The organism is Vibrio sp. J2-4, assembly GCF_021728155.1.
Lineage (GTDB): Bacteria > Pseudomonadota > Gammaproteobacteria > Enterobacterales > Vibrionaceae > Vibrio > Vibrio diabolicus.
The window spans coordinates 1-4500 of the sequence record NZ_JAKKCN010000026.1; the positions used below are offsets into that span (position 1 = coordinate 1).

The window sequence follows — 4500 nt, forward strand, 5'->3', positions numbered from 1 at the left end:
AATCGAGTCCAAGTTAACTTCTTGCAACTGAAGTTTTCGGGATAACTGTTTCGACAACCAACTCTTGCCTGAGCCAGAATTACCGATGATGAGAATTTTCTTCATATTACTCCCGCATGCTAACGCCGCATTAAGGTGTGAGTAGCGCTTGGTTATACTTGAGCGAAGCGAAAGCTCCAAGCGTTGCGAATCACTCTTAAATGCTTTGTTAGGGCAAATTTACTCCGACAACTCAAAGTTAACCGAATAAGCACAAGGCTCAATATTGCTATGTTCGTACATTTCAGTTGCCTTTTTTATATACAAGTCTACTGGCGTACCATCTTTGCCGTATTTTACTAGGTAAAAGTAATACTCTTCTTTGTGTTCGGAGGACTTTGATATCCTCATTTCGTTATCAGATAAGAAGAATCTATACTGTCCATTTGATTTTTTACCTATTGATTTGACTTCAATATACCTTTCAATGCCAGGTTTTGAGTATGACAAAAAGTCATACCCATAAGCTGGGTACTCAGTACGATTTTTTATCTCTTTTACCAAATCACCTAACCCAAGCCCAATCAGCCTATTTTTTTCCCACTCTAATGCGTAGTTTTCACTGAGTAAGCCAATTCTATTTTGATTATCAACAATATCTTCAAAGTTTACTTTTCTCTTAGGTTTTTTTCGTGGTTTGGTAATGTTAGGAACACTGCTTTCATTCTCAGAAAACTGACTATATAGAAAAGACATAAACTTCGGGTTACTCCATTCCTTTGTATCAGGATTTGAGAGCTTTTCTTTGATGATCAAATGTTGATATTCACTGATATATCTATCATCGGGTAAGCCAAACTCTTGAGCGAAGTCTAATATATGCCCCTCACTACAAATATTAATATAGGATTCAGGAAAATACAGACTCAAAATTTTAGCTTTAAACATTTGAGAGAAAGGGTTCTGATCTATACCTTTAAAATCTAATTTCTCGCCGAGTTCAATCAAGTCAACAAGAGACTTTTTGATACTAGCAAAGGCTTCGTTAGGAGTTGATCCGAACTTTTTCGATGGTCTATATTTTTCGTGAGGATCCCCTTTCTTCTTTCCGTAGTATATGCCAAATTTCGAGGCTGTTGCTCCTTGTATATTTGCCCAACCTTTTGTTTTTGCTTCAACCATTGCACAAAATGAAGCCGTTCCTTTCCCAATGACATAGTCATCCAACGATAGTTGTGAGAGGCTTTCCAAGGGGAATTTTCGAAGAAAATCCCCTCTTGATGCTAATGCTTTGCTTTCATCGTTCTCATCAAACTCACTGAGAAATTTTTTAATGATTTTCTTCGTTATTTTCATATTAATTATACTCGAAACTCACATTTGCCCTAACGCTCTGCTAAGGGGTGAACAACGCAATACCGATGCCGCCGCATGCCCCTTAATCACTAAAATCAACGCATAGTAAAAATGCGACGCGTTGTGAATCCCTCTTAAGCAGCTTGTTAGTACGCTGCCCTTAAAGCCTTTGGCACACGCCAAGATACTGAAATATAGCACGAAATTTGTGGTTAAAAACACAGAAGCCTAACGGATAACTGCCAATCTAAAAACCGACCTCAAGACGAAAGTTGGCTAGAAGAAGAACATGCCAAACCACCCTTTTTCACCGCTTTCAAATTTGCAAAGGATTCGATCACAGGATTTGAACAGCCACACCAAAGAACGAATTTTAGGGTTAAACACCAACTGCACAAAAGAAGCCACGCCAGAGAAATTACCCAAAAGTTAGAAACCGTAAACGGTAAAATCAAAGCGAACTCAGCTCATATAGTGCCACCGGAGCGAATGTGAAAGGCACATTTGAATAGATGTAAAGCTGGGAAAAGAAACCAATAAACATCAAGACTTTTGATCTTTGATGCCAACCCAGTACTAACGCCCTGTTAAGGTGTGAGCAACGCAATACCGAAGCCACTGCGTACCACCTTAATCACTAAAATCAACGCATGGTAAAAATGCCACGCGTTGCGAATCACTCTTGAACAGTTTGTTAGCTTTTGAACCCACAACTATCACGATTTGCGGTGAAAGATCCGAGATAAACGCCATTGCTTCCTGAATATGAGTACTCAAAATTAACACCAAACTTGATTGGAGAGATCATTTTGTCATTCGAACACACAGATGGCAGGACTGAATCACGCAAAGTTGTCTTAACCCAAGATTTATCTACATTTTGAGGATCTACATTGATCAATGTGTAATGATAGATAAGCCTTGCATCCTCACCTAATGATGCCTTATCTAAACGGGTTTCAGCATCAACCATTGTTGGGGTGGTTGCATTAATTTGCTGCGCTGCTTTATTTAGGGCTTCATTAATTTTCGCCTGTTTCTCCGCTTCTTGAGTAGAAGAGACTGCGGCTTTTCCAAACTCTTTTCCGATTATTCCACCAACTGTAATAGCAATCAAAAGAGCTAAGACACCAAAGACTTTTAAGGCAATTTTAGTTAATTTTCCGAACATACAAAAACTTAATGATTACGTTAACTGATTATGAAACTCAGATAATATATAATAATAACCATATCTCAACTATGGTTTTTTTCTCTTGACGATAGATACTAGTGCGAAGAAAGCTAACGCCCAATTAAGGGGTGAGTAACGCTGCCACCCAACCTAACGCATTGTACCGTAACCACTAAAATTGAAGTAGAAGCCAAAATGCCAAGTGTTGGGAATCCCTCTTAAATTGCTTGTTATGTTCGTAGCCATTTGTACATGACGTGGCTATCAACTAACCCTAGATGAGCATGCTTATATGCCTTGGGAATTGTACCTATGATTTGAAACCCTAGCTTCTCCCAAAGCTTCACCGCAACTTCATTGGTAGAGACCACGCTGTTAAATTGCATGGCATCAAAGCCAAGTTCTAGAGCAGTTTCCTGAGAATGTTCACACATAAGGCGTGCAATGCCCTTACCTCTAGCTTTGCTAGAAACCATGTATCCACAATTACATATATGGCTACTTGGCCCCATTGCATTTGGCTTGATGTAGTAAGAGCCCAGTACAACGTCATTTTCTACGAAAACAAAAGCTTTCAGGGGAGATTCACACCATAAAGCAAATGCTTGTTCTAGCGTCATATTTGGGTCAAAGGCATAAGTTTCTTGTGCCTGGATTACCGCAGAAAATGTTGGCCAAAACGACTCAAAATCGGCTTTTGTGATTTCCCTAATCATGAATTTCCTCCTAGAACATAACGCCGCATTAAGGTGCGAACAACGCTAGACCACCCAACCTAAACCACTGCACCTTAAACACTGAAAACAAGTTTAAACTGAGATCGCCAAGCGTTGTGAGTCACTCTTAAATGCTTTGTTAGGCGCTTCACGCAAATAGTTGAAATTGGATTTAGAAAACACCTTTTTGGAAAGAAATACACGTAGCCCACTGAATTTGATTAAAACCCAAATGCTAAAGCGGCTAAGTACCTGAAACCCACTGTAACCACAACACCAAAGAAATTGGCAAATCAGCGCATTAAAATGGAACTTGGAAAGACTTACTTTCAGAGCGACGTTTCAGCCAATAAACGGGGTTCGAGGACAGATAAAATTGTAGCGATTTGAACCAAAGGGACTAACAATAAACCAGCTACAAAACCTAGTGAGGCAACCCTCAAACTTTGACATGTTTTACGGGTTGAGTAATTCATGAACTTGGGTAGATAAGGCCAAATTGCCGAAAAACTGGAACAAATAGCCAAAGAGAACTTAGAGATTTGAACCAAGAAATTTCTTACTCGCCTAACGCCGCGTTAAGGGGTGCAGGCACACAATACAAAAGCTACCGCACAGCGCCGTAAACACCGAACCCAACGCATACTAAAAATGCCACGCGTGCCAAATCCCTCTTGAACGCTTTGTTATGTGCGAACCCAAACCATTGGCACAAACCTTATACCACTAACTTCTAACTCTGAGCCTGTGGCAACAAAGCCCTGAGATTTATAAAAGTTTACTGCGTTAACCGAGGCTCTTAAACGCACTTCGCGTCCAGTTGATAATGCCAACATGTGTTTCATTAGCAATTTACCCAAGCCACTTCCTTGATAGTGTACGTCGACAAACAAATGAGTAATATACTCTTTGTCGCGTATCGCACCAAAACCAACAAGTTCATTGTCTTTCGTTGCTTTTAAACTCTGAAAGCGTGTTTTGTCGAAAGCTGTTTCAACATCAGGAAGAATTTTTGAAGCAAAAGTAACCTGGCCTTGTTCATTAAAATGCGGCAGGATGTTTGCGCTCGATACTCTTGTGACAAGGTCAACGACTAAGCCTAAATCTGAAATTTCCGTTTCTTCGATATTCATTTGACCTTCCTAGCACATAACGCCTTGTTAAGGTGTGAGGCACGCAATACCGATGCTTCCGCATAACACCTTAACCACCAAAACCAACGCATAGTAAAAATGCCACGCGTGCCGAATCACTCTTGAACAATTTGTTAGCATA

Annotated in this window: 4 protein-coding genes; all 4 read right to left on the bottom strand. The window is 40.0% G+C overall.

What is annotated here, in order from left to right; genetic code table 11:
* Positions 1-219: 219 nt before the first annotated feature.
* Positions 220-1335 (bottom strand): DUF3883 domain-containing protein, encoded by a 1116-nt coding sequence (locus L3V32_RS25790; RefSeq protein WP_237285653.1) that lies wholly within the window; start codon positions 1333-1335, stop codon positions 220-222.
* A gap of 694 nt (positions 1336-2029) precedes the next feature.
* Positions 2030-2506: a hypothetical protein gene (locus L3V32_RS25805; protein ID WP_203343868.1), complete on the bottom strand. Its 477-nt coding sequence runs from the start codon at positions 2504-2506 to the stop codon at positions 2030-2032.
* A 233-nt stretch (positions 2507-2739) separates the two neighbouring features.
* Positions 2740-3225: a GNAT family N-acetyltransferase gene (locus tag L3V32_RS25810; RefSeq protein WP_129830163.1), complete on the bottom strand. Its 486-nt coding sequence runs from the start codon at positions 3223-3225 to the stop codon at positions 2740-2742.
* Positions 3226-3911: 686 nt separating this feature from the next.
* Entirely contained in the window at positions 3912-4358 is a 447-nt protein-coding gene (locus L3V32_RS25815) for a GNAT family N-acetyltransferase (RefSeq protein WP_237285654.1), read from the bottom strand.
* Positions 4359-4500: the final 142 nt, after the last annotated feature.